The 24,071-nt window shown below is 68.5% G+C and carries 22 protein-coding genes; 7 read left to right on the top strand and 15 right to left on the bottom strand.

Annotated features, from left to right (window positions below):
* Positions 1–23: 23 nt before the first annotated feature.
* On the bottom strand, positions 24–647 hold the full coding sequence (locus tag AC1DXK_RS05895) for a glutathione S-transferase family protein (RefSeq protein WP_477297156.1): 624 nt from the start codon (positions 645–647) through the stop codon (positions 24–26).
* Between the two features lie 71 nt (positions 648–718).
* Complete coding sequence (gene xth, locus AC1DXK_RS05900; RefSeq protein ID WP_457105617.1) at positions 719–1,513, bottom strand: exodeoxyribonuclease III; 795 nt, start codon at positions 1,511–1,513, stop codon at positions 719–721.
* A gap of 95 nt (positions 1,514–1,608) precedes the next feature.
* Here xth and AC1DXK_RS05905 point away from each other — a divergent pair, with 95 nt between their 5' ends.
* Together AC1DXK_RS05905 and AC1DXK_RS05910 are read left to right on the top strand one after the other, a co-directional pair.
* Entirely contained in the window at positions 1,609–2,295 is a 687-nt protein-coding gene (locus tag AC1DXK_RS05905) for a ceramidase domain-containing protein (protein WP_477297158.1), read from the top strand.
* A gap of 155 nt (positions 2,296–2,450) precedes the next feature.
* Entirely contained in the window at positions 2,451–3,491 is a 1,041-nt protein-coding gene (locus AC1DXK_RS05910; protein WP_457105619.1) for a hypothetical protein, read from the top strand.
* Positions 3,492–3,500: 9 nt separating this feature from the next.
* Here AC1DXK_RS05910 and tgt read toward each other — a convergent pair whose 3' ends face one another.
* Together tgt and queA are read right to left on the bottom strand one after the other, a co-directional pair.
* Complete coding sequence (gene tgt / locus AC1DXK_RS05915; RefSeq protein WP_457105620.1) at positions 3,501–4,634, bottom strand: tRNA guanosine(34) transglycosylase Tgt; 1,134 nt, start codon at positions 4,632–4,634, stop codon at positions 3,501–3,503.
* Complete coding sequence (gene queA / locus AC1DXK_RS05920; protein ID WP_457105621.1) at positions 4,631–5,695, bottom strand: tRNA preQ1(34) S-adenosylmethionine ribosyltransferase-isomerase QueA; 1,065 nt, start codon at positions 5,693–5,695, stop codon at positions 4,631–4,633. Before queA ends, tgt begins: the two co-directional genes overlap by 4 nt.
* Before the next feature lie 98 nt (positions 5,696–5,793).
* On the opposite strand from queA, the gene AC1DXK_RS05925 reads away from it, so the two are divergent.
* From AC1DXK_RS05925 to AC1DXK_RS05935, 3 genes are all read left to right on the top strand, one after another.
* Positions 5,794–6,051, top strand: a complete 258-nt coding sequence (locus AC1DXK_RS05925; RefSeq protein WP_457105622.1) for a hypothetical protein — start codon at positions 5,794–5,796, stop codon at positions 6,049–6,051.
* On the top strand, positions 6,048–6,266 hold the full coding sequence (locus tag AC1DXK_RS05930) for a hypothetical protein (protein ID WP_457105623.1): 219 nt from the start codon (positions 6,048–6,050) through the stop codon (positions 6,264–6,266). The genes AC1DXK_RS05925 and AC1DXK_RS05930 overlap by 4 nt, the downstream gene beginning before the upstream one ends.
* Positions 6,267–6,363: 97 nt before the next feature.
* Complete coding sequence (locus tag AC1DXK_RS05935; protein ID WP_457105624.1) at positions 6,364–7,251, top strand: cation diffusion facilitator family transporter; 888 nt, start codon at positions 6,364–6,366, stop codon at positions 7,249–7,251.
* An 8-nt stretch (positions 7,252–7,259) separates the two neighbouring features.
* On the opposite strand, the gene AC1DXK_RS05940 is transcribed toward AC1DXK_RS05935, so the two are convergent.
* From AC1DXK_RS05940 to coxB, 10 genes are all read right to left on the bottom strand, one after another.
* Positions 7,260–8,516, bottom strand: a complete 1,257-nt coding sequence (locus AC1DXK_RS05940) for an SfnB family sulfur acquisition oxidoreductase (RefSeq protein WP_457105625.1) — start codon at positions 8,514–8,516, stop codon at positions 7,260–7,262.
* 44 nt (positions 8,517–8,560) lie between these two features.
* On the bottom strand, positions 8,561–9,673 hold the full coding sequence (sfnG, locus tag AC1DXK_RS05945; RefSeq protein WP_457105626.1) for a dimethylsulfone monooxygenase SfnG: 1,113 nt from the start codon (positions 9,671–9,673) through the stop codon (positions 8,561–8,563).
* A 212-nt stretch (positions 9,674–9,885) separates the two neighbouring features.
* A complete protein-coding gene (locus AC1DXK_RS05950; protein ID WP_457105627.1) occupies positions 9,886–10,650 on the bottom strand; it encodes an SURF1 family protein in 765 nt (254 codons plus the stop codon).
* On the bottom strand, positions 10,647–11,021 hold the full coding sequence (locus tag AC1DXK_RS05955; protein WP_457105628.1) for a DUF983 domain-containing protein: 375 nt from the start codon (positions 11,019–11,021) through the stop codon (positions 10,647–10,649). Before AC1DXK_RS05955 ends, AC1DXK_RS05950 begins: the two co-directional genes overlap by 4 nt.
* Positions 11,022–11,173: 152 nt before the next feature.
* Positions 11,174–12,034 (bottom strand): cytochrome c oxidase subunit 3, encoded by an 861-nt coding sequence (locus AC1DXK_RS05960; protein ID WP_457105629.1) that lies wholly within the window; start codon positions 12,032–12,034, stop codon positions 11,174–11,176.
* Positions 12,035–12,181: 147 nt separating this feature from the next.
* Positions 12,182–12,793: a cytochrome c oxidase assembly protein gene (locus tag AC1DXK_RS05965; RefSeq protein ID WP_457105630.1), complete on the bottom strand. Its 612-nt coding sequence runs from the start codon at positions 12,791–12,793 to the stop codon at positions 12,182–12,184.
* Positions 12,794–12,803: 10 nt separating this feature from the next.
* The gene (locus AC1DXK_RS05970) at positions 12,804–12,968 is read right to left on the bottom strand and encodes a hypothetical protein (protein ID WP_043348492.1); all 165 of its coding nucleotides are present in this window, start codon (positions 12,966–12,968) and stop codon (positions 12,804–12,806) included.
* Between the two features lie 5 nt (positions 12,969–12,973).
* Positions 12,974–13,924, bottom strand: coding sequence for a heme o synthase (locus AC1DXK_RS05975; RefSeq protein WP_457105631.1), 951 nt, complete (start codon positions 13,922–13,924; stop codon positions 12,974–12,976).
* Positions 13,925–14,137: 213 nt separating this feature from the next.
* A complete protein-coding gene (ctaD, locus tag AC1DXK_RS05980) occupies positions 14,138–15,766 on the bottom strand; it encodes a cytochrome c oxidase subunit I (protein WP_457105632.1) in 1,629 nt (542 codons plus the stop codon).
* Between the two features lie 50 nt (positions 15,767–15,816).
* Entirely contained in the window at positions 15,817–16,656 is an 840-nt protein-coding gene (coxB, locus tag AC1DXK_RS05985; RefSeq protein ID WP_457105633.1) for a cytochrome c oxidase subunit II, read from the bottom strand.
* 386 nt (positions 16,657–17,042) lie between these two features.
* Here coxB and fdhD point away from each other — a divergent pair, with 386 nt between their 5' ends.
* Positions 17,043–17,882, top strand: coding sequence for a formate dehydrogenase accessory sulfurtransferase FdhD (fdhD, locus tag AC1DXK_RS05990; protein ID WP_457105634.1), 840 nt, complete (start codon positions 17,043–17,045; stop codon positions 17,880–17,882).
* Positions 17,883–17,907: 25 nt separating this feature from the next.
* Here the strand turns inward: fdhD and AC1DXK_RS05995 are convergent, their stop codons facing one another.
* Positions 17,908–18,516 carry a hypothetical protein gene (locus AC1DXK_RS05995; RefSeq protein WP_457105635.1) on the bottom strand — a complete coding sequence of 203 codons (609 nt, stop codon included), beginning with the start codon at positions 18,514–18,516 and terminating at the stop codon, positions 17,908–17,910.
* Positions 18,517–19,303: 787 nt separating this feature from the next.
* On the opposite strand from AC1DXK_RS05995, the gene gltB reads away from it, so the two are divergent.
* Positions 19,304–24,019: a glutamate synthase large subunit gene (gene gltB / locus AC1DXK_RS06000; protein ID WP_457105636.1), complete on the top strand. Its 4,716-nt coding sequence runs from the start codon at positions 19,304–19,306 to the stop codon at positions 24,017–24,019.
* The last annotated feature ends 52 nt before the right edge of the window (positions 24,020–24,071 follow it).

Raw genomic sequence — 24,071 nt, forward strand, 5'->3', positions numbered from 1 at the left:
GGCGAGCGTCCATGCGCGGGGGATCAGCCCTTCCTGGCGTCCATGGCGGCCTTGAAGGACGACCGCGCTAGCGTCCCGGCGACGTAAGCCGCGAGCTTCGGCCAGCGATCGGCGTCGATCTGGGCCTTTGCCAGCTGGAAATTGTAGAACCCGGTCGCGATCGAGATGTCGGCGATGCTGAAGGCGTCGCCCACGAGGTACGGACCCGAGATCTGTCCTTCCAGATAGTCGAAGATCGGCGGCAGATCCTTGTCGAGCGCCTTGGTCACCGCACCCTCATCGGTGGGCTGCTTCATCATGTTAGGCTTCAGCACGCGCTCCACGAAGGGCACGATCAGCTTGCCGAAAAGTTCGGTATCGCCAAACTTGTCGAACCAGACGGCGCGGCCGAGGTCCTTCGGATCGACCGGTGCGAGAGCCGGGGACGGATGTTTGCGCTCGATGTACCAGAGGATCGCCGACGAGTCGGCGAGCCGGAAACCGTCATCCTCGATGGCCGGGATCTTTCCAAGCGGGCTGGCCGCCTGGAAATCCGGATCCGGAGCGTGGAACATGACGGGCCTGTGCTCGTAGGCGACGCCCTTCTCGGCGAGGGAGACCAGGACTTTGCGGACGTAAGGCGAGTAGCCGGTGCCGTAGACGATCAAGCGTGACTCCTGTGTTCGGCGGTGCGGCGGCATACGATCCGCCGGTGCCGCCCTCTACATAGGGCTGTCCGTCACGCTGCCGAAAGCTCCGCCGTCACCGGCACGTGGTCCGAGGGCTTCTCCAGGCCGCGCAGGTGTTTCTGCACCGAGGCCGAGACCAGCCGGTCGGCGGCCTGCGGCGAGAGCAGCAGGTGATCGATGCGGATGCCGAAGTTCCGCTGCCAGCAGCCGGCCTGGTAGTCCCAGAAGGTGAAGAGCCCGTCACGCGGGTCGCAGGCACGCAGACCGTCGGTGTAGCCTTCGGCGAGCAGCGCCCGGAATGCGGCCCGGCTCTGCGGCAGGAACAGCGCATCCGTACGCCACGCTTCCGGATCGGCCGCGTCGGCGGGCTCCGGGATGACGTTGTAGTCGCCGGCCAGCACCACGGGGATCTCGTCCTGCATGAGGGCGCGGGCGTGCAGTCGAAGCCGTTCCAGGAAGGCCAGCTTGTAGGGGTATTTCGGGCTGTCCACCGGGTTGCCGTTGGGCAGGTAGATCGAGGCGACCCGCACGGGCTTCGAGTCCGAACCGGAGATCAGCGCCTCGATGTAGCGGGCCTGCTCGTCGTCGCCATCGCCGGGCAGACCGCGCCGGACCTCGCTCACCGCCAGGGGGGCGCGGACCAGCAGGGCCACGCCGTTATAGGCCTTCTGGCCCAGGGTCTCGACGGCGTAGCCTGCGCCCTCGACCTCGGCGCGGGGGAACGCCTCGTCCTGGCATTTCAACTCCTGAAGGCAGACCACATCGGGTTTCGCCTCCTCGAGGAAACCGAGCAGGTGCGGCAGCCGCTGCTTGATCGAATTGACGTTCCAGGTCGTGATCCGCATCGCTTCGCTTCCGGTCGCCGCCGCGCCGTCATCCGCGCTTCGCCGCGCGCTGACAAGGCCATCCCGGCGCAAGGACGGGGATCTAGGGTCCGCCGATGGATTGGTTCGAGCCGGTGAGCGCCTATTGCGAGCGGGGTGGCCCTCAATTCTGGGCCGAGCCGGCCAATGCCCTGTCGAACGTGGCCTTCCTCCTGGCCGCCGCGGCGGCGGCGCGCCGCGCAGCTACGGCTACCCCGACCGACCGGTCCTGCCTCGGCCTCTCCGCGCTGATCGCGGTCGTGGGCGTGGGCTCGTTCCTGTTCCACACCCTGGCGGTCTACGGGGCGATGCTCGCCGACGTGATCCCCATCGCGCTGTTCATCTACGCGTATCTCGCCCTCGCGCTGCACCGATTCCTTCGCCTCCCGCCGGTCCGTGTCGCGGCGGCGACCGGTGGCTTCGCCCTGTTCGGCTTCGCACTGACGCCGATRCTCGACGGGCTAACCGGCCTCGACGTCGCGCAGCTGACCAACGGTTCCATCGATTACCTGCCAGCTCTAGTTGCGCTGTTCGGGGTGGCGTGGGCGGCGGCGCACCGTCCCGAAGAGCGCTTCGTGGGAACGGGGCGGCGGCTTGCCGGCATCGGCATGCTCTTCCTGATGTCGCTCGCCGCGCGGACTGCCGACTGGGCGGCTTGTGCGATCCTGCCGACGGGCACGCACCCGCTCTGGCATGTGCTGAACGCGGCCGTCCTCTACGCCCTTGTGGCCACCGCGGTCCGTCACCGCCAGACGGCCGGGTGAGCCGGTCGACGCCCGTGTCTTTCCGGCCCGGGCAGGATCGGCAGCGCATCAGGGCGGAAGGGACTTGCGCGCCATCGCGGTCCGAGACGACTGCCGGCGACAGGCGCGAGGCCGCACAGCGACGCGCAGGGCGGAAGCGCGTATGGAGCCGGTGCATGGCTTCGCCCCACCCACCCTCCGTCGGACGGCCCGCAGATTGGTTCGGCTTCGCCCGCAGTTTCGTCGTCGGCGCCATCGTCACGGGCGTGGCGGCGATCGCCTTCGTCACGGCCACTGATCCCTACGGTCTGCGGGCAGCCCCCGGCCGTCCGCCGGGGCCGATCATGGACGCCAACCAGCGTCTCTCCTACCCGCAGATCGCCCGCGGCGGCCCATTCGACGCGGCCGTCTTCGGCACCTCGACCGCACGGTTACTCGACCCGCATGCGCTCGATGCCGCGTTCGGCGTCCGGTTCGCCAACCTTGCCGTCAACGCCGCGACGCCCGACGAGCAGATCCGACTGGCCGCCTTGTTCCTGGCGCATCGTCAGGTCCGCGCCGTGCTGTTCGGCCTCGATGCGACCTGGTGCGCCGCCGATCCGCCGATGCGGACGGCCAACGCCTTTCCTGAGTGGCTCTACACCGAGGGAACGCCGGGCGGTCTGCTCCGCCAGATGAACCTGCGCGCCATCACGACGGCCGTCCAGGTGGCTTTCGCGGACCTGGGCCTGGCGAGGCCGAGGATCCGCGGGGACGGCTACGCGGTGTTCACGCCGCCGGAGGAGCGCTACGACCTCGCGCGTGCCCGGGCGCACATCCGCGCGGGCACGGTCGATCCGGCCGCCGCGGACGCCCCCGAGAGCCCCATGCCGGCCCTCGACCGGCTGGACGATCTCCTCGGACGGATCCCGCCGGACGCCCTGAAGCTGGTGGCCTTCATGCCTGTCCATGCCGCGGCTCAGGGGGCGCCCGGCTCACCGGCGGCCCGTCGCGCGGAGGCCTGCAAGGCGCGCACCGCAGAGATCGGTGCGCGCCGGGGCGCCGTGGTGGTGGATTTCCGCCGGATATCGCCGCTCACGACCCAGGACGCCAACTACTGGGACGCCTTGCATTACCGGCTCCCCGTGGCGGCGCGCCTCGTGGCGGACCTGAAGGCGGCCGTATCGACCGGCCTCGACGATCCCGACGGGACCTACCGGGTTCTCACGCCTCCGTAACGCGCTGAGTCAGGCCGAGGCGCGTTCGGCCCTTGCCCAGCCCGCGCGGGTGCCGGCGCAGTAATCCGCGAAGCGGCCGTCCCGGATCGCCGCACGCGCTCCAGCCATCAGATCCTGGTAATAGGCGAGGTTGTTCCAGGTCAGCAGCATCATCCCGAGAATCTCGTTCGACCGCACGAGGTGATGCAGGTAGGCGCGGGAATAATCTCGGGCGGCCGGGCAGGTCGAGGCTTCGTCCAGGGGGGTAGTGTCCTCGGCATGGCGGGCGTTGCGCAGGTTGACGCGACCGTGACGCGTGTAGGCCAAGCCGTGGCGGCCCGCGCGGGTGGGCATCACGCAATCGAACATGTCGATGCCGCGGGCGACCGCACCCAGGATGTCGTCCGGCGTGCCGACACCCATCAGGTAGCGGGGCTTAGCCGTGGGAAGGTGCGGCTCCACGGTCTCGATCATGGCGAACATGACTGCCTGCGGCTCGCCCACCGCGAGACCCCCCACCGCGTAGCCCTTCAGGTCGAGGTCGGTCAGCGCCCGCGCGCTCTCCACCCGCAGGGCCGGGACATCGCCGCCCTGGACGATGCCGAACAGAGCCCGACCGGGCTGCTCCCCGAAGGCGACGCGGCAGCGCTCCGCCCAGCGCAGGGACAGGTGCATGGCCTTCTCGATGGCCGCGTGATCCGCCGGCAGCCGCACGCATTCGTCGAGCTGCATCTGGATGTCGGAGCCGAGCAGCCCCTGGATCTCGATGGAGCGTTCCGGACTCATGTGGTGGGCGGTGCCGTCGATATGCGAGCGGAAGGTCACGCCCTGCTCGTCGATCTTCCGGAGGGCGGACAGCGACATCACCTGGAAGCCGCCGGAATCCGTCAGGATCGGCCGGTCCCAATTCATGAACCGGTGCAGGCCGCCGAGGCGGGCCATGCGCTCCGGCCCGGGCCGCAGCATCAGGTGATAGGTGTTCCCGAGGACGACGTCGGCGCCCAGGTCGCGGACCTGGCCCGGATACATCGCCTTGACGGTCGCGGCCGTGCCCACCGGCATGAAGGCCGGGGTACGGATCTCGCCGCGCGGCGTCGCGATCAAGCCCGTCCGGGCGGTGCCGTCCTGCTTCAGCAGGCTGAAGCCGAAGGAAGTCTCGGTCATGGAAGGTCCGCGCGCGGGCTCGGGAAGAGCAGGCTGGCGTCGCCGTAGGAGTAGAACCGGTATCCGGCCTCGATCGCGTGCGCGTAGGCCGCACGCATCGTCTCCAGGCCGGAGAAGGCCGAAACCAGCATGAAGAGTGTCGAACGGGGCAGGTGGAAGTTGGTCACCAGCGCATCGACGGCGCGGAACCGGTGGCCCGGCGTGATGAAGATCTCGGTTGGCCCCGAGAACGCCGAGAGCGTCCCGTCCGGGGCGGCGGCGCTCTCCAGCAGGCGCAGGGCCGTGGTGCCCACCGCGACGACCCGGCCGCCTGCGGCCCGGGTGGCGTTCAGGGCGTCGGCCGTGGCGGCGTCGAGGATACCGACCTCCGCGTGCATGCGGTGCCCGTCGGTATCCTCGGCCTTGACCGGCAGGAATGTGCCGGCGCCGACATGGAGGGTGACGTGGTGTCGTCGCAGCCCAGCGGCATCCAGATCGGCCAACAGCGCCTCGGAGAAGTGGAGGCCGGCGGTCGGGGCTGCCACGGCTCCCGGATTGCGGGCGTAAACCGTCTGATAATCGGTGGTGTCGCGGGCGTCCGTGGCGCGCTTGCCCGCGATGTAGGGGGGCAGCGGCAGGGCTCCTTCGCGGGCGATGGCGGCGTCGAGCTCGGCGCCGCCCCGGTCGAAGGCCAGGACGATCTCGCCGGCCTCGGCCTTCTCGACCACCGTGGCGGCGAGGGACCCGAATTGCAGCGCGTCGCCGGGCGCGAGGCGTTTGGCGGGTCGCGCGAAGGCGCGCCAGCGGTCGAGGGATTCCCGCAGATGTAGCATGACCTCGGTGCGTTGGCCGGGTGCGCCGGGACGCGTGCGCACTCCGTTCAGCCGCGCGGGGATCACCCGCGTGTCGTTGAAAACCAGCGCGTCGCCGCTCCGCAGGACGTCCGGCAGGTCGCGGACGGCGCGATCAGCCAGCGGCTCACCGGGACGCACCACGAGCAGGCGCCCGGCATCGCGCGGCTCGGCCGGGCGCAGGGCGATGCTGGTCTCCGGCAGCTCGAAATCGAAGAGGTCCACGCGCATCGCCGGTTGCCTGCACTGAACCCGACGCGGTTTCAACCGCGGAACCGTCGGGGAGCACACCCGTTTTCCGCGTCACCGAGACGCCTGAGGCCCCATCGATGCCCCGGTACGCCGTTCGCCCCCGTGACGAGGCCGATCCACGCTGGCCGCTGCCCGGCACCCCCGAGATCGTGCTCAAGGCAGAGGATCCGAAGGCCGCGCGCGCAAAGTTCGAGTCCGCTTATCCGAGCCAACCCTTCGGCAGCCCCGCCGCGCCGGTTCCGAATGCCGGCGCCGGGAGTTTCCGCGGCGACGTGGACGCGCTGATCGTGGCCGAAACGGGCGAGCCGGCCGCCCGGCGGGGTGGTGAATCGTGACGGCGCCGGGCCGCCCCCGCCGGGTCACGTTGGACGGGCAGCTCCTGACCTACTGGGAGCGCGAGGCCGGGCGCCTGGAGGCCCTGGCGGCGGCGGCGCGCTTCGCCTGGCAGCGCCGCCGCTACCTGCGCAAGGCCGAAGCCGCCCGCGCCAAGGCGGAGGTGAGCCGCCGGCGCGAGGCCGCCCGCGGCCAGGATACCGCCGCGGAGACTTAGCCGCGGCTAACAGGTTTTCGATTCCGTCGAACCTTTGCCGTGGCCTTGGCCCTGACAGGTGCCGTATGGGCGCCGCGTCACCGCAACGGCGTACGTCATGGACCGCACCCAGAAAGCCGCACTTCACAGCGCGGGCATCGGACTCGCTGTCACGGCGCTGAAGTTCTACGCCGCGTGGCTCACCGGCAGCCTCGCCCTGTATTCGGATGCGCTGGAGAGCATCATCAACGTGGTCGCGGCGGTGGGCGCCTTCGTGGCCCTGCGTGTCGCCGCACGACCGGCCGACGAGGACCACCCTTACGGGCACCACAAGGCCGAGTTCTTCTCGGCGGTGATCGAGGGCGCGCTGATCATCGTGGCGGCGCTCCTGATCCTCCGCGAATCGTATTTCGGGCTGCTCGTGCCGGTCCCCCTCGACGCGCCGGCCCTCGGTCTCGCGATCAACTTCGCTGCCGGGATCATCAATGCCGCGTGGGCGGTGGCCCTCATGCGTTGGGGCCAGCAATGGCGTTCGCCCGCGCTCATCGCTGACGCGCGCCACATCTTCGCGGACGTCGTCACCTCCTGCGGCGTGCTGGCTGGCGTGGGCGCCGTGGTTCTGACGGGCTATCCGATCCTCGATCCGTTGGTGGCGGGTCTCGTCGCCCTCAACATCCTGTGGTCCGGTTTCCGGATGGTCAGGGAATCCGTCGACGGCCTCATGGACCGGGCCGCACCCCCCGAGATGGTCAGCCAGATCCGCTCGCTCATCTCACAGCACGGGGAGGGGGCATTGGAGGCCCACGACGTCCGCACCCGATCGGCCGGTCAGGCGACCTTCATCGATTTCCACCTGGTGGTGCCCGGCACCATGACGGTCGAGGCTTCCCACGCCATCTGCGATCGGCTGGAGACCGCCCTGGAGACGACGATCCAGGGCGCCGTGGTGACGATCCATGTCGAGCCTGGCGAGGAGGCCAAGGCCCGGGGGCTGCCGGTGCTGTAGGGGTGCGTTCAGCTCCAGGCGTGGAGCGGCGGATTCACGCCGTTCAACGCGTGGTTGCCGATGATCGCGTATTTCCAGCGCACCGGATCGTGCAGCGTGTGGGTACGGGCATTTCGCCAGTGACGGTCGAGGTTCTCCGCGGCCAGCGTGGAACGGGTCCCCGACAGCTCGAAGAGCTTGTTCGACGCTGCCAGTGCCACCTCGGTGGTCAGCACCTTCGCCTCGGCCACGGCGAGCTGCGCGGCCGCCACGCGCGCGGCGTCCGGCCGAGCGACGGCCGCGTCGAGGGCGAGCCCGGCGCGGTCGAGCAGCGCCTCGGCGGCGTGCTGGCGGATGGTCAGGTCGCCGATTGCATGGATCGTGTAGGGATCGTCCGCGGCCCTTTCCAGGCCGCTGTCGATCCAGGGACGGGCCTTCTCGCGAACGAAGCGGATCGTGTCGTCGAGGGCCTCGCGGCCGATCCCGGCGTCCACGGCCGCCTGGATGATCTGGAAGACGGCGCCGTCGGCGGTGGGCGCCTCGTAGCCCTTCCAGGCCGGCACCAGATGGGTCTTGGGCACGCGGACGTCCTCGATCAGCACGGTGCCGCTCGCCGTGCCGCGCTGGCCGAAGCTCGACCAGTCGTCGATCACGGTCAGGCCGGGCGCATCCCGCGCAGCGATGGCGTACCAAGCGCGCCCTTCGGCATCGAGGGCGACGATGGGAACGCTGTGCGCCAGCAGGGCACCGGTGGCGTAGAACTTCTGGCCCCGGACCACGACATGGTCGCCGTCATCGGTGAACCGTGTGTCGAAGTCCGCCGCCCGTTTGGTGCCGCGCTCCGAAAACGCGTTGCCGAACCGCGTGCCGCGCAGCACCTCCCCGAACAGCAGGTGCTTCTGCGCCTCGTTCGACACGGTCCGGATCGCTGCCAGGATTCCGAGATGGTTCTGAGCGATCTGCGCGATGGCTGGGTCGGCGGCTGCCAGGATGGCGATCACCTGGGCGAGCGTCCGGTACGAGATCTCCGGGCCGCCATAGGCCCGCGGCACATTGATCGACCACAGGCCGCTCTGGGAGAAGGCGTCGAGTTCCGCGATCGGCCGCACGGCGTGGCGGTCCCGCTCGGAAGCGCCGGCCCGGAACTCTTCCGCCAGCCGGTGGGCGACGGACAGCGCCTCGGCATCGTCTCGGATCACATGAGCGGGGGAGGGCGGCCGCGCGGGGCCGGGCACGCCCTGGGGGCGCGAGGGTTCGAGCGCGCGCGCATCGACGGCGATGGTCATGGCTCACTCCGGTCTGTCGGGATTCGGATCGCGGTAGGCGGCGGTCAAGCCGCCTCGACGCGCCGGTCGCGGGCGGCCTCAAGGGCGCGGACCCGCGGGATCACGTGCGCGCCGAAATACGCGACGTCCTCCTGGAAATGCAGGAACGCCAGCAGGGCGAGGTCCGCACCCGCATCCTTCAGCGCCACGATCCGTTCGGCGATCTGGTCAGGCGTGCCGATCAGGTTGGTCTTGAAGCCGTCGTTGTACTGGACGAGATCCTCGAAGCTCGACTTCGCCCAGTTGCCTTCCCCCTCCGGTGAGGCCTTGCCGGCATTCTTCACTTCGTGGCCGAAGGCCTTCACGGCGTCCGGGTCGGCATGGTCGATGATCTCCTGGAGGGCGGCGCGGGCCTCCTCCTCGGTGTCGCGGGCGATCACGAAGGCATTCACCCCGATGCGGGGATGGTTGCCCGTCTCGGCCGACTTCGCGCGGATGTCGTCCACCTGGGCGCGGATCGTCTCCGGCGTGCCGCCATTGGTGAAGTACCAATCGGAGACGCGGGTCGCCATGTCGCGAGCCGCCCGGGACGAGCCGCCCTGGAAGATCTCGGGTAACGGCTGCGCGGGCTTGGGCTTCAGGGTGTAGTCGCTGTAGCGATAGAAATCGCCGCGGAAGGTGAAATTGTCCTGCGTCCAGATTCCGCGCAGGCTGCGGATGAACTCCTCGGACCGGCGGTAGCGCTCGTCGTGATCGAGCCAGGGCTCTCCGATCGCGCGAAACTCCCCCGAGAACCATCCCGAGACGATGTTGACCGCGATGCGCCCCTCCGTGAGCTGCGAGATCGTGGCGATCTGCTTGGCGGCGAGCGTCGGATGCCAAGGTCCGGGCAGGAGGGCGGCGATCACCTTGAGCTTGGTCGTCGCGGCCAGGAGCGCATGGCTGATGGCAACCGATTCATGCTGGTTCTCGGCACCGTACCCTGCGGTGAACCGAATTTGCGTCAGGCCGTAATCGAATCCCGCCTCCTCGGCGATCTGGGCCAGCTTCCGATTGTAATCGGCATCCCAGCTCGTCCGCTGGGGTATCTTGCTGATCACCAAGCCCCCGGAGACGTTGGGCACCCAGTACGCGAAGCGGATAGGCTCGCGCGGTCCGTGGTCGAAATGGCTGCTCATTCGGCGTAACCTCAGTTGCACGACGTCCAGGCGCCGCGTCGTCTTCGGATGATCGACGCGAACTGTATACACAATGCAGGACGCGATCGATCGCTCAAGAACACCGAAAGTATTCCGGGGCGACGACGCGCGGTCAAAGGAATGAGGTGCCGTTTTTCGGCCGATCCGGGCGAGACTGTTCCTTGCCGTAACGGCGAGGCCGCTGCTTTTTTCTAGGCGCCCCGGGCCGCCGATGAATCGTGCAGGCGGCGCCACGCGAAGACCGAAAACACGCCGATCAAGCAGGCGGCGAGGCCGAACCACGTGAACGCGTATTGCAGGTGGTTGTTCGGCAGGTCGACCCGCAATTGGCCGCCGCGGGGCCACGTCGTCTGTCCTGGCACCGCGTCGGCCTCGATCAGGTACGGCGCGACAACCCCGAGGCCGCGGGCCGATGCGATGCCGGCAATGTCCCGGTTGAACCATTCCCCGCGGGCGGGATCCGGCTCCGGCACGAACAGCCCGCGGGCCTCGCTCGCGCGGAGGATGCCGGTGACCGTCGTCGGTCCCTCGATGAGGCCGTCCCGCCGATCGCTCTGCCCCTTGAGTTCGGTCGGAACGAAGCCGCGGTTGATCAGCACCACGCCGCCGTCGTCCCGCTCAAGCGGGGTGAGAACGTAGTAGCCCTGCAGGGCTCGACCCGGCGTCTCGCCGGCCGCGAGGCCGTGCACCAGGGTCTCCTTGTCGTTGCGGAAGCGTCCGGAGACGCGCACGTGGCGAAACTCGTCGCGGCCGGGATCCCAGGCCTCCGGCGCCGGCGGTGCCACGGGTTCCGCCCGGCTCTGCCGGACGATGCGGGCGATGAGGTCTTCTTTCCAGGCCTTCCGCTCGAGCTGCCACGTCCCGAGGCCCAGCAGGATCGCCAGCGCGATCAGCGAGGCGAGCCCCGGCGCCAGGAGGTCGCGCCAGGCGGGCCGGGTCTGTGCAGCCGCGCTCACCGCTCGAAGCGCCCCTCTTCGGCCCGATTGCTGAACTGGAGGGCGATCAGGAGGCCCTTCAGAGGCCGGACCAGGAGCAGGCTGAGGCCGATCGACAGCGTCGCAGCGACCAGCGCATGAACCCAGATCGGCGGCTCGTAGGTGATCTCGAGCCACAGGGCGAGGCCGACGACGATCAGGCCGACGATCGACATCACGAAAAAGGCCGGCCCGTCCGCCGAGTCGAATTTCGCGTAGTCGAGGCCGCAGGCGTCGCAGGCCGGGCGCAGGGTCAGGAAGCCGCGGAACAGATGGCCCTCGCCGCAGCGCGGGCAGCGGCCGCGCAGGCCGGTGGGGATCGGAGGCGGTGGCGCGTAGGTTCGGTCGTCCACAGGCACACTCCAGGGCTGATCCGCGCAGTCCGCGGTCCTGCCGCGTCTGCTCCGTCACATCCGATATGGGGATTTCGAGGGATCGGAAACGCGAAAGGGCGGCCGAAGCCGCCCTTCACAGGTCCGCCATGCAACGGCGGGATGGATCGGCCTCAGTGCGCGGCGCCGTGGAAGACGCCCGAGCCCCACACGTAGATGGCGGCGAACAGGAACAGCCACACCACGTCGACGAAGTGCCAGTACCAAGCCGCGAACTCGAACCCGAGATGCTGGCGCGGCGTGAACTGGCCCGCGTAGGCCCGGAACAGGCACACCGCCAGGAAGATCGTGCCGATGATCACGTGGGCGCCGTGGAAGCCCGTCGCCATGAAGAAGGTCGACGAGTAGATGCTGCCCGAGAAGCCGAATTCGGCGTGGCTGTACTCGTAGGCCTGGCAGGCAGTGAACAGCACGCCGAGGATGATCGTCAGCCACAGGCCGTACTTCAGGCCCTTGCGGTCACCCTCCAGCATCGCATGGTGCGCCCAGGTCACGGTGGTGCCCGAGGTCAGCAGGATCAACGTGTTGAGGAGCGGCAGGTGCCAGGGATCGAACGCCTCGATGCCCTTCGGCGGCCAGACGCCGCCGGTGAACTCCACGCGCGACACCTGGATGGGGTCGGCGGTGTAGAGGGCGGCCTCGAAATAGGCCCAGAACCACGCGACGAAGAACATCACCTCGGAGGCGATGAACATCATCATGCCGTAGCGGTGATGCAGCTGGACGACGCGGGTGTGATCGCCCGAATTCGCCTCGTGCGCCACGTCCTTCCACCACGAGAACATCGTGTAGAGGACGCCGATCGCGCCGGCACCGAAGATGTACGGACCCGGGGACAAGGTGCCGATCTGGAGGCTCTTCATCCAGAAGACCGCACCGAACGCCATCAGGAAACCCGAGAAGGCGCCGATGAGCGGCCATGGGCTCGGGTTCAGGATGTGAAAGTCGTGATTCTTGGCGTGCGCCTCGGCCATCGTCCCGTTGCTCCTCACCCTCGCGCCCTGCGCCGTTACCGGCATCCGGCCTTACGCTGCTTACTCTTGACCGGGCACGGTCTGCACCACGCCCAAGCTTGTCGGCACGTGTAGGCGGTGCGGGGCCGTGTTGTCACGGTCCCGCGATCAGAAATCGCCCTTCGTGCCCGGTGAACCGGAATTCGCCACCGCCGCGGTGACCGGCTGCCCGTTCTTCGCGGCGAAGTAGGTGTACGACAGCGTCATCTCCGAGAGATGCGCGGTGTTGGAATCATCCCGCACGGCCGGGTCGACATAGAACACCACCGGCACGTCGAGCGTCTCGCCCGGCTGCAGCGTCTGCTCGTTGAAGCAGAAGCAGGCGACCTTGACGAAGTAGCCGCCCATCAGTCCCGGCTGAACGTTGAAGGTCGCGACACCCGTGGACGGCTTGGTGCCGGTGTTCTGCACCCGGAAGAAGACCGTCTTGGTCTCGCCGAGCTTTGCCTCGACGCGATTGGCCTCCGGGGCAAACTTCCAGGGCAGGCCCGGCGCGACGTTCGTGTCGAAATGCACGATCATGCTGTCGTCGGACCGCGTAGCGACGGCAGCGAGGGCCGGTCCCTGACGGGGCGTCCCGTCGTACCCGGTCGCCTTGCAGAACGCGTCGTAGAGCGGCACAGATGCGAAGGCGAGGCCGACCATGCCGACGGCGAGGCCGGCGCAGGCGAGCGCGGTGCGCGTCGCCCCGCGGTTCGGGTTCGGGCGGGGAGCTGTCATCGCGAGCGCCTCAGAGCGGCCGGCTGAGGATCTGCGGCCCGAGCTTGACGATCGTCAGCACGAAGAACAGCAGGACCCAGGCGCCGAGGGCCAACGCGATCGCGACAGAGCGCTTGCGCCGGCGCGCCTCCTCTTCGGGCGTCAGCGGTCGATACTGGATCTCGGGATCCGCCATCGTAATCAGCCCAGCACCGGGTGGAACAGGCCGAAGCTCTGCTCGGCCAGCAGCGCCGAGAACAGCGCGAACAGATACAGGATCGAGAAGCCGAACATGCCCATCGCGGCGCGCTTCTCGGCCTCGCCCTCGCGGTTCCGGAGCACCCGGATGCTGAAGGCCACCATGCCGAGACCGCCCACGAGGCCGATCACCGCATAGATCACGCCGCCGAAGCCCAGGGCCACCGGCGCGAGGCCGAGGGGCGCGAGGAGCAGGGAGTACCATACGATCTGACGGCGGGTGGAGGCCGGGCCGGCGACGTTCGGCATCATCGGGATGCCGGCACGGGCATACTCGTCAGCCTTGATCAGGGCGAGCGCCCAGAAATGCGGCGGGGTCCAGATGAAGATGATGGCGAACAGGACGAGCGACTCGATCCCCACCGAACCGGTGACCACCGCCTGGCCGATGACCGGCGGAAGGGCGCCCGCGGCGCCGCCGATGACGATGTTCTGCGCGGTCGCCCGCTTGAGCCACATCGAGTAGACCACCGCGTAGAAGACGATGGTGAAGGCGAGGAGCGCCGCGGCCAGCCAGTTCGCGGTCAGGCCGAGAACCAGCACCGACGCCACCGAGAGGAACAGCCCGAAGCCGAGGGCTTCCTCGGACGTGATCTTGCCGGCCGGGATCGGCCGCGTGGCCGTGCGGCTCATAACGGCGTCGATATCCGCGTCCCACCACATATTGAGGCAGCCGGAGGCGCCGGCGCCGACCGCGATGGCCAGCAGCGAGATGGCGCCGATCGCCGGCTGCACGTGGCCCTGGGAGACGACCATCCCGACCAGGGCGGTGAAGATGACGAGGACCATCACCCGCGGCTTGAGCAGGGCGAAATAGTCCGGAACGTCGCCGCCGGCGCTCGTGAGGGCCGGGGTCGGAACGTCCGGTCCGAGGGTGTTCGTCAGGCTCGTCATCGCGTCTGCCGCTGCTGTGTCGGCGCCCGGCCGCGCGCGTCACGGTCGGGTCGTGTCTTGAAGTCGACGTGTTCCAAGGATTGGCGTGAGCGGGGCTCGGGATAAAGCCCGAACCCATGCGGATCGCCCTCGTCGCTCGCCCTTGCCGGGAGGTCGGTGACCGGCCTCCGGGAAAGGGCGAGGGCCGCGGATGCGGCCCTCGCGGTTTGTCTATCAGTGCGCGCCGGGCTCGTCGACGATGCGGGGCAGCGTCTCGAACTGGTGGAACGGGGGCGGAGAGGACAGCGTCCACTCGAGGGTGGTGGCGCCTTCGCCCCACGGATTGTCCGCGGCCCGCTCCTTGGAGCGGAAGGCCAGGACCACGCCGATCACGAACACGAACATGCCGAGACCGAAGATGTGGCCGCCGTAGGTCGACACCTTGTGCCAGCCCGCGAAGGCCTCCGGATAGTCGGCGTACCGACGCGGCATGCCGGCGAGGCCGAGGAAGTGCATCGGGAAGAACAGGACGTTCGCGCCGATGAAGGCCAGCCAGAAGTGCAGCTTGCCGGCCCATTCCGGGATGATGTGGCCGGTCATCTTCGGGAACCAGTAGTAGACACCGGCGAAGATGATGAACACGGCACCGAGAGACAGCACRTAGTGGAAGTGCGCGACCACGTAGTAGGTGTCGTGCAGGTACTTATCGACCGCCGAGTTGGCGAGCACGACGCCGGTCACGCCGCCGACGGTGAACAGGAAGATGAAGCCCACCGCCCAGTGCATCGCGGCGGTGAAGCGGATGGAGCCGCCCCACATGGTGGCGATCCACGAGAAGATCTTCACGCCGGTCGGCACCGCGATCACCATGGTGGCGAACACGAAGTAGGACTGCGTCTGGAGCGACAGGCCGACCGTGTACATGTGGTGCGCCCACACGACGAAGCCGACGACGCCGATCGCCACCATGGCGTAGGCCATCGCGAGGTAGCCGAAGACGGGCTTGCGCGAGAACGTGGCGATGATGTGCGAGACGATGCCGAAGGCCGGCAGGATCATGATGTACACTTCGGGGTGACCGAAGAACCAGAACAGGTGCTGGTACAGGATCGGGTCACCACCGCCGGCCGGGTCGAAGAAGGTCGTGCCGAAGTTGCGGTCGGTGAGCAGCATCGTGATGGCGCCCGCCAGAACCGGCAGCGACAGCAGCAGCAGGAAGGCGGTCACCAGCTCGGCCCAGGCGAAGAGCGGCATTTTGTGCAGCGTCATGCCCGGGGCGCGCATGTTCAGGATGGTGGTGATGAAGTTGATCGCGCCGAGGATCGAGCCGGCGCCCGAGAGGTGCAGGGCGAAGATCGCGAAGTCGACGGCCGGGCCGGGATGGCCGGCGGTCGAGAGCGGTGGGTAGACGGTCCACCCGGTGCCGGCGCCGGACGCGCCCGGCGCGCCCTCGACGAACAGCGAGCAGAGCAGGGAGCAGAAGCCCGCCACCGTCAGCCAGAACGAGATGTTGTTCATGCGCGGGAACGCCATGTCGGGCGCACCGATCATGAGGGGCACGAACCAGTTGCCGAAGCCGCCGATCAGCGCCGGCATCACCATGAAGAACACCATGATGAGACCGTGGCCCGTGACGAACACGTTGTAGGTCGCGGGGTTCGAGAAGTACTGCAGGCCGGGCGCCTCCATCTCCATCCGGATGCCGAAGGAGAGGAACGCGCCGATCATGCCGGCGCAGAAGGCGAAGAGCAGGTAGAGAGTGCCGATGTCCTTGTGGTTCGTCGACAGGAACCAGCGGGCGAAGAACGACGGCTTGTGGTCGTGGACCTCGTGGGCCTCGGCATGGGCTGCGGCTGTAGCCATGGATTCGGGTGCCTTGTGGATCTGATGGGTTCGGATCGGTCAGCCGGGGCTCAGCGCGCCTCGGCGACGCTCGTGCCGTTGTCGATGCGGGCGTACTTGGTCTTGGCCTCCTTCAGCCAGTCGGCGTAGGCCTGCTCGCTGACGACACGCACCACGATCGGCATGTAGGCGTGGCGCTGGCCACATAGCTCGGAGCACTGGCCGTGGAACGTGCCTTCCTTGTCGGCCTTGAACCACATCTGGTTGAGGCGGCCGGGAACGGCGTCGATCTTGAAGCCGAAGGCCGGCATGGCCCAGGAATGCAGCACGTCGGCGGCGGTGACCTGGATCTTCACGATCTTGCCGACCGGGACGACCATCTCGTTGTCGGTCTGAAGCAGGCGCGGCTGCTTGTCCTCGTCGATGTTCGCATCGAACGTGAAGCCGCCGCCGGCCTCGGTCTGCGGGTATTCGTAGGACCAGTACCACGCGTGACCGATGACCTTGACGATCATGTCAGCCTTCGGGTCCGAGAGCTGCGTGCGCAGCAGACGGAAGGACGGGATCGCCACGGCCACCAGGATCAGCACCGGCACGATCGTCCAGGCGATCTCGATGGCGGTGTTATGGGTGGTGCGCGAGGGGGTGGGATTCCGCTTCTCATTGAAGCGGAAGACGCACCAGAGGATCAGGCCCAGTACGAACACCGAGATCGCCAGGGACAGCCAATGCAAGCCGACCTCGAAGCTCAGGATGTCGCGCGCATTCTCCGTCACCGGGATCTGCCGGCTCATTTCCCACGGAACCGGTTGACCGAAGCCCGCAGCCTGCGCGCCTGCTATCGGGAAGAGCGAGGCGCCGAGCGAGGCGAGGCTCCAGAGTGACCGGTTGATCGTCCGCACCGTCCGCATCTGCCTCTCGTGGCTCCCCTGGCTGTCTGACTGTCGCCGGACCTCCCCGTCTTGATCGAGTGCGGGATCGTACCGACGTAACGGAGTACCGGTTGTGTCACCCGGCATTATCCGACCGGGGCTTCAGACCACAAGGGCCGGCGCGGTGCAACCGCACAAGCGTCGCATCGCACGCTTTCCCGCCGGTTCGCGAACCGTCGTGGCGCCTGCGCACTACCACAATGGCGGATACGCGCGGCGCGTCCGCGGTCCCCTTCGGCGTTCCCGCCGGGTCCCGGGATCCCGATGGTGGGAATGCGATCCCGCGGACGCGAAATCCGTCCCCGTGACGTTGCAACGCGGGTCGGGCGGCGCCTACCGTCCCCGACGTGTCATCGGAGTTCGAAATGTCGACGCAGCCGGAAGGCCCCTCGTCCGGTCCGCTGCCCTGTGCAGTGCGCCTGCCCATGCAGGTGATGGCCTATTCCGGCTCGATGTCGAAGCACGACACGCGGGCGTTGGCGGTGGAAGCGCCGGTCAACCTCGTCTACGGCAGCGTTCCGCACGCCGTGATGATGGCGACCCCTGCGGACCTGGAGGATTTCGCCTACGGGTTCAGTCTCACGGAGGGGATCGTGGACAGCGCGGCGGAGATCCGCGCGACCCGGGTCGAGACCGGCGCGGATGGCATCCGCCTCCACGTCGAACTGGCGCCCGGGCGCCTCCGCGAGCATCTGGCGCGGAAACGCGCCATCAGCGGCCGCACCGGCTGCGGCGTCTGCGGCATCGAGGATCTGGCGCAATTGCCCCAGGCCGACGGTGTCCTGGCGGCCGATGTCCGGGTCAGCCTGCCGGCCATCGCCCGTGCTCTGTCGAGCCTCGACCGGGCTCAGGTTCTCGGTGCCGAGACACGCGCCGTCCACGCCGCGGCCTGGGCCGGCCTTGACGGCACCCTCTGTGCGCTGCGCGAGGACGTTGGCCGCCACAATGCCCTCGACAAGCTGATCGGCGCGCTGATGCGGTCGGGAACGGCGCCGGATGCCGGTTTCCTCGTCATCACGAGCCGCTGCTCGTTCGAGATGGTCGAGAAGGCGGCCAGCCTCGGCGCGGCCGTGATCGTCGCGATCTCGGCACCCACATCCCTGGCGCTCGAACGCGCCAAGGCTCACGGCATGACGCTCTGCGCCATCGCGCGATCCGATACGGTCACGGTCTTCACGGGTGCTGAGCGGCTGATTCCGGGTTAGCAGCCGGCCGTTCGGCGACTGGTCTCTATTCGGCTGTGCCCGGGACGATGGTGGCGCCGCCGATGACCCGAACGTGCTTCTTGTCCGACGCGGGCGGATCCTTCCAGTCCTTCGCAGGCGGCTTTGCCGTCTCCGCGACGACAGCTTCAGCCGGCTTCGAGGCCACGGGCGCCGATGTATTGGGCGCCGGTGCCGGAGGCGCCGCCTTCTCGATCGCGGCCGCCTTGGTATCGGTTCCCGATGCCGGTTTGGGATCCAACTTCGCCGCTTCGGCAGGGGCGATCTGCGGCGTGGGCGCTTCGGGCGACGTGCGGTGCGTCGGCTTCACGTCCGTCGGCCGAGGGGGCACAGCACGGGCGACCTTCCGCGGCGGCGGTGTGCGGACGATCCCGTCGGGGTTCAGGCCGTCGGGATTGCCATCCGGTCGAAGGGCCTCGTTGGTCGGCCGGCGCTGAAGCCGCAGCGCCGGGCCTTCCTCCTGCGGCACGGGTCGGATCACTCGCCGCGGAGCCGCGTCGTCCTCGGTCCAGCCGAAACCGGGGGCGGGGCGCTCCAGCCGCGCATAGGTTTCCGGCGCGCCGATCCGCTGGCGCCCAACGATCGCACCGGTTGTCGAATCGACGAAGAGCCGCACCGGGATGCCGGTCGGTCCGACCGCGTCGACGACATAGCCCCGTCCGTCGAAGCGCGGGCGGCTGAGGCCCGTGAAACCGCGATCGGCGAGACGCCAGGCCACGACCCGCGGCGGCAGGATCTCATCCTCGAAGGCGAATTGCGCCCGAGCGCCGCTGGATACGCCCAGCAGGATCGCCCCCATGAGGAGGGCGGTTCGCAGCGTCCGTCGCGGCGAACGGTCCGGACGTGAGGCGGCTCTGCTCTGTGACGTCACTCTCGTGCGTTCCTGATTTGGAGACCCGGCAGAGTGTCCGGTTCCGGCATGGTCCGGGCCGGTGAACCCGGACCTCGACCATGCCGGCGAGGTCGTTGCCCCGCATGCCGCTTGTGCTCGGCCCGCACGGTAGACCCCGCGATTCGGGCGAGATTGCGGAGGCCGTTGCCCGGGTCCGACCCGTCATCCAGAGCGGCGACACCGTAGCCGCAGGCTCTCTCTTGCTGAAAACATTTCAATCTGGCAGTTTCGCGACTTAGGACAGCAGAACTGTCCCATCGGCCGTGCATCCCGGCCGTCGCCGTCTCGCGCGCGGGCGAGAAATTCGGCAGACGGACACGGGCGCGCCAGCGCACCGCTCCTCGAGCGGTCCGGGTCCTCGATGAACGCAAGTCGACGGACGTGTCCCCGGGGACCGGACGGATGGCCTGCGGCAACGGGAGGGAGCGCCAGGCGCCGACGGCCGCGGGCATGAAACGTGCTCGCGGGTCCAGGGGCGACGGACGGGTTCGAGGGAAGGACGAGACGAAGCATGTCACAGCGCAGACCCGCCGAAGAGTTTGCCGCTTCCACGATCCAGGCTGCCGCTCCGCGCGGCGCCGCGATGCCGCTCATCGTGCGCGACCCAGCGCTTCCGAAAGCCGAGGGCGCCTACGATCCGGCCCACGAGCGCGACGCCTGCGGCGTCGGCTTCATCGCCGACATGCACGACCGGCGCACGCATGCCATTGTCGAGCAGGGCCTGAAGATCCTGGAGAACCTCGACCATCGCGGCGCCGTGGGTGCCGACCCCAAGATGGGCGACGGCTGCGGCATCCTCACGCAGATCCCGCACGGCTTCTTCGCGGAGGAATGTTCGCGTCTCGGATTCGAACTGCCGCCGGCCGGTTCTTACGCGATCGGTCAGTTCTTCATGCCCAAGGCCGAGGAGCCGCGGGCGATCATCCAGACGATCGTCGAGGCGGCCCTCGCCGCCGAGGGCCTGCCGCTGCTCGGCTGGCGCGACGTCCCGGTGGATCCGGAGGATCTCGGCGTGGCCGTTAAGGCCACAGAGCCGCACCACCGTCAGGTCTTCATCGGCCGGCCGGCCTCGGTCGCCGATCAGGATGCCTTCGAGCGCCGGGTCTACGTCGCCCGCAAGGTGATCTCCAACAAGGTCTACGCCCTCGAAGACCCGCGGGTGAAGGAGTTCTACCCCGTCTCCGTCTCGAGCCGGACGATCGTCTACAAGGGCATGGTGCTCGTCACCCAGCTCGGGGGCTATTTCCTCGACCTGAAGGACAAGCGGTTCGTCTCGGCGATCGCCCTCGTTCACCAGCGCTTCGCGACGAACACGTTCCCGACCTGGCGGCTGTCGCACCCGTACCGGATGGTCGCGCATAACGGCGAGATCAACACCCTGCGCGGCAACGTCAACTGGATGGCGGCGCGTCAGGCGAGCGTCGATTCCGACCTGTTCGGCAACGACATCTCGAAGCTGTGGCCGATCTCCTACGAGGGCCAGTCCGACACCGCCTGCTTCGACAACGCCCTCGAGTTCCTCGTGCAGGGCGGGTACCCGCTGGCCCACGCGATGATGATGCTGATCCCGGAAGCCTGGGCCGGCAACCCGCTGATGAGCGAGGAGCGGCGCGCCTTTTACGAGTATCACGCGGCTCTGATGGAGCCGTGGGATGGCCCGGCCGCGGTCGCCTTCACGGACGGGCGCCAGATCGGCGCGACCCTCGACCGGAACGGCCTGCGTCCGGCCCGCTACATCGTCACCGATGACGGCCTCGTGGTGCTCGCCTCCGAGATGGGCACCCTGCCGATTCCGGACGAGAAGATCGTGCAGTCCTGGCGCCTGCAGCCGGGTCGCATGCTGCTGATCGACCTTCAGAAGGGGCGGATCGTCTCCGACGAGGAGATCAAGGGCGAACTCGCTGCCGCCCACCCCTATGCCGACTGGGTGAAGAACACCCAGATCGTGCTGGAGGATCTGAGGCCGGTGCAGCCGCGCGAGTCGCGCGGCGACGTCAGCCTGCTCGATCGCCAGCAGGCCTTCGGCTACACCCAGGAGGACCTCAAGCTGCTGATGCAGCCCATGGCCGTGACCGGCCAGGAGGCGGTCGGCTCCATGGGCACGGACACGCCGCTCTCGGCGCTCTCCGAGAAGTCGAAGCTGCTCTACACCTACTTCAAGCAGAACTTCGCGCAGGTGACGAACCCGCCGATCGACCCGATCCGCGAGGAGGCCGTGATGAGCCTCGTCTCGTTCATCGGGCCGCGGCCGAACCTGCTCGACATGGAGGGTGCGTCCCGGCGCAAGCGTCTGGAGGTCCGCCAGCCGATCCTGACCAACGGCGACCTGGAGAAGATCCGCTCGATCGGCCATTTCGAGGATCGGTTCGACACCAAGACCCTGGACATGACCTACCCGGCCGAGATGGGCGCCCAGGCCATGGACGGGGCGCTCGACCGCCTCTGCGACCGCGCTGAGGCGGCGGTGCGCGGCGGCTACAACATCATCGTGCTCACCGACCGCGCGGTCGGGCCGGACCGGATCCCGATTCCGGCGCTGCTCGCCACCGCGTCCGTGCACAACTACCTGATCCGCAAGGGTCTGCGGACGTCGGTCGGCCTCGTGGTCGAATCCGGCGAGCCGCGGGAGGTCCATCACTTCGCCTGCCTCGCGGGCTACGGCGCCGAGGCGGTCAACCCGTACCTCGCCTTCGAGACGCTGCTCGAAATGAAGGACGAGTTCCCGCCGGACCTCACCGACGACGAGATCATCTACCGCTACATCAAGGCGATCGATAAGGGCCTGCTGAAGGTGATGTCCAAGATGGGCATCTCCACGTACCAATCCTATTGCGGCGCCCAGATCTTCGATGCGGTCGGGCTGAATTCGACCTTCGTGGGCCGCGACTTCTTCGGCACGGCGACCACGATCGAGGGCGTCGGCATGTCCGAGATCGCCGAGGAGACGTTCCGCCGTCACCGCGACGCCTTCGGCGATGCGCCGGTCTACCGCAACGCCCTGGATGTCGGCGGCGAATACGCCTACCGGCTGCGCGGCGAGACCCATACCTGGACGCCCGACACGGTCGCGACGCTGCAGCATGCGGTGCGCCTCAACGTGCCTGAGCGGTATCGGGAATACGCCGCCCTGGTGAACCGCCAGGAGCACCAGCTGAAGACGCTGCGGGGGCTGTTCCGCATCAAGTCGGCGTCCGAGATCGGCCGCGCGCCCGTGCCGGTCGAGTCGGTCGAGCCGGCCTCCGAGATCGTCAAGCGCTTCGCGACCGGCGCCATGTCGTACGGCTCCATCTCCAAGGAGGCCCACGAGACGCTGGCCATCGCGCTGAACTCCTTCGGCGGCCGCTCGAACTCCGGTGAGGGCGGCGAGGAGGTCGAGCGCTTCAAGCCGCTGCCGGACGGGCGCTCGCGCCGGTCGGCGATCAAACAGGTCGCCTCGGGCCGGTTCGGCGTCACGACGGAATACCTCGTCAATTCCGACATGATGCAGATCAAGGTCGCGCAGGGGGCCAAGCCCGGCGAGGGCGGCCAGCTGCCCGGCCACAAGGTCGATGCCAAGATCGCCAAGGTCCGCTACGCCACCCCGGGCGTCGGCCTGATCTCGCCGCCGCCGCACCATGACATCTACTCGATCGAGGATCTGGCTCAGCTGATCTTCGACCTGAAGAACGTGAACCCGTCGGCGGACGTGTCGGTGAAGCTCGTCTCGGAGGTGGGCGTCGGCACGGTCGCGGCCGGCGTCGCCAAGGCGCGGGCCGACCACATCACGATCTCGGGCTTCGACGGCGGCACCGGCGCAGCGCCCCTGACCTCGCTCAAGCACGCGGGCGGCCCCTGGGAGACCGGCCTGGCCGAGACCCAGCAGACGCTGGTGCTCAACAACCTGCGCGGGCGCGTTGCCCTTCAGGCGGATGGCGGCATCCGCACCGGGCGCGACGTGATCATCGCGGCCCTGCTCGGCGCCGACCAGATGGGCTTCTCCACGGCCCCTCTGATCGCGGCCGGCTGCATCATGATGCGCAAGTGCCACCTGAACACCTGCCCCGTGGGCGTTGCCACCCAGGATCCGGTGCTCCGCAAGCGGTTCAAGGGCACGCCCGAGCACGTGGTGAACTACTTCTTCTTCGTGGCCGAGGAGGTGCGAGAGATCCTGGCCTCGCTCGGATTCACCAAGCTGGAGGAGGCGGTCGGCCGCTCCGACGTGCTCGACAAGGTCGAGGCCATCACGCACTGGAAGGCTCGGGGACTCGACTTCACCAAGCTCTTCCACCGGCCGAAGGTGGGCGAGGGCACGGCGATCCGCCACGTGGAGGTGCAGCACCACCCGATCGATACGGTCCTCGACCGGCGTCTGATCGAGAAGGCGCAGCACGCCGTCGAGACCGGCGAGCCGGTCGTGATCACCGATACGATCCGGAACTCGGACCGTGCCACCGGAGCGATGCTTTCGGGCTTGGTGGCGAAGGCGCACGGCCATGAGGGCCTGCCGGACGACACCATCGTGGTGAAGCTCTCCGGCACCGCCGGCCAGAGTTTCGGCGCGTGGGTCGCTGCCGGTGTCACCCTCCAACTGACCGGTCACGGCAACGACTACGTCGGCAAGGGCCTGTCGGGCGGCAAGCTGATCATCCGGCCGAGCGACGCGCTGAAGGCGCCGCCGAACCGGACCATCATGGTCGGCAACACGGTGCTCTACGGCGCTATCGCGGGCGAGTGCTACATCCGCGGCTCCGCGGGCGAGCGCTTCGCCGTGCGCAACTCTGGCGCCATCACGGTTGTCGAGGGCATGGGCGACCACGGCTGCGAATACATGACCGGCGGCGTCGTCGTGTCGATCGGCGAGACCGGGCGCAACTTCGCGGCCGGCATGTCGGGTGGGATCGCCTACGTCCTCGACGAGGACGGGTCGTTCTCAGCGCGTTGCAACTTGTCGATGGTCGATCTGGAGCCCGTGGAGGAGGAGGACGACCTGATGCGCCGCTTCCACCAGGACGGCGACCTCGAGACCAAGGGGCGGGTCGATATCCTGGCCGACATGTCGGGCCATGACGAGGAGCGCCTGACGCAGCTCATCACCAACCATCTCAAGTACACGGGCAGCCCGCGCGCCAAGGCGATCCTCGACGACTGGAGCCGCTACCGCACCAAGTTCGTGAAGGTGATGCCGGTGGAGTACCGCCGGGCGCTGCGCGAGATGGAGATGGCGCGGATGCCGGTGGCCGCGGAGTAGTCGGCTTCCCAAAACCGGGCGGTCCGCCGCCCGGTCAAGCACACAAGAGGAC

It is taken from the genome of Methylobacterium sp. P3_A11 (assembly GCF_056403155.1).

Bases quoted from the DNA above. Each gene is read 5' to 3' on its own strand.
- AC1DXK_RS05970 (WP_043348492.1), bottom strand. From the start codon at position 12,968: ATGGCGGATCCCGAGATCCAGTATCGACCGCTGACGCCCGAAGAGGAG.
- sfnG (WP_457105626.1), bottom strand. From the start codon at position 9,673: ATGAGCAGCCATTTCGACCACGGACCGCGCGAGCCTATCCGCTTCGCG.
- coxB (WP_457105633.1), bottom strand. From the start codon at position 16,656: ATGCGGACGGTGCGGACGATCAACCGGTCACTCTGGAGCCTCGCCTCG.
- AC1DXK_RS05935 (WP_457105624.1), top strand. From the start codon at position 6,364: ATGGACCGCACCCAGAAAGCCGCACTTCACAGCGCGGGCATCGGACTC.
- AC1DXK_RS05975 (WP_457105631.1), bottom strand. From the start codon at position 13,924: ATGACGAGCCTGACGAACACCCTCGGACCGGACGTTCCGACCCCGGCC.
- AC1DXK_RS05960 (WP_457105629.1), bottom strand. From the start codon at position 12,034: ATGGCCGAGGCGCACGCCAAGAATCACGACTTTCACATCCTGAACCCG.
- AC1DXK_RS05910 (WP_457105619.1), top strand. From the start codon at position 2,451: ATGGCTTCGCCCCACCCACCCTCCGTCGGACGGCCCGCAGATTGGTTC.
- AC1DXK_RS05965 (WP_457105630.1), bottom strand. From the start codon at position 12,793: ATGACAGCTCCCCGCCCGAACCCGAACCGCGGGGCGACGCGCACCGCG.
- tgt (WP_457105620.1), bottom strand. From the start codon at position 4,634: ATGACCGAGACTTCCTTCGGCTTCAGCCTGCTGAAGCAGGACGGCACC.
- fdhD (WP_457105634.1), top strand. From the start codon at position 17,043: ATGTCGACGCAGCCGGAAGGCCCCTCGTCCGGTCCGCTGCCCTGTGCA.
- AC1DXK_RS05940 (WP_457105625.1), bottom strand. From the start codon at position 8,516: ATGACCATCGCCGTCGATGCGCGCGCGCTCGAACCCTCGCGCCCCCAG.
- xth (WP_457105617.1), bottom strand. From the start codon at position 1,513: ATGCGGATCACGACCTGGAACGTCAATTCGATCAAGCAGCGGCTGCCG.
- AC1DXK_RS05925 (WP_457105622.1), top strand. From the start codon at position 5,794: ATGCCCCGGTACGCCGTTCGCCCCCGTGACGAGGCCGATCCACGCTGG.
- gltB (WP_457105636.1), top strand. From the start codon at position 19,304: ATGTCACAGCGCAGACCCGCCGAAGAGTTTGCCGCTTCCACGATCCAG.
- queA (WP_457105621.1), bottom strand. From the start codon at position 5,695: ATGCGCGTGGACCTCTTCGATTTCGAGCTGCCGGAGACCAGCATCGCC.